The following is a 362-nucleotide window of genomic DNA, read 5'->3' on the forward strand; positions in this document are numbered from 1 at the left end:
CCGCCGAAGGTGGGGCAGATGATTGGGGTGAAGTCGTAACAAGGTATCCGTACCGGAAGGTGCGGATGGATCACCTCCTTTCTACGGAGCTTTGGCAAGTCGACGCTTACTCGCTGTTCAGTTTTGAAGGAGCATAACCCCCTTTGGATAAAAGAGGCGTGGTAAATAGGCTTTGGGGCCCCCGAAAAGTACTCGGAATACGCTTCGAAGCATCACGTCACTTTTTGGGGTGAATTTTGGGCCTATAGCTCAGTTGGTCAGAGCGCACGCCTGATAAGCGTGAGGTCGGCTGTTCGAGTCAGCCTAGGCCCACCATATTGACTCTTCGATACATATATGGGGCTGTAGCTCAGTTGGGAGAG

General features: G+C 52.5%; 1 tRNA gene and 1 rRNA gene. Both read left to right on the forward strand.

Annotated elements, in window-relative coordinates:
* Nucleotides 1-81: ribosomal RNA gene (locus ETC00_RS20390) — 16S ribosomal RNA — on the forward strand; the annotation flags it as partial.
* Nucleotides 82-238: 157 nt separating this feature from the next.
* Nucleotides 239-315: transfer RNA gene (locus ETC00_RS20395), tRNA-Ile, on the forward strand.
* Nucleotides 316-362 lie beyond the last annotated feature (47 nt).

Origin of the sequence: Brevibacillus sp. MCWH, assembly GCF_013096935.1 — a bacterium.
Taxonomy (GTDB): Bacteria; Bacillota; Bacilli; order Brevibacillales; family Brevibacillaceae; genus Brevibacillus; species Brevibacillus aydinogluensis.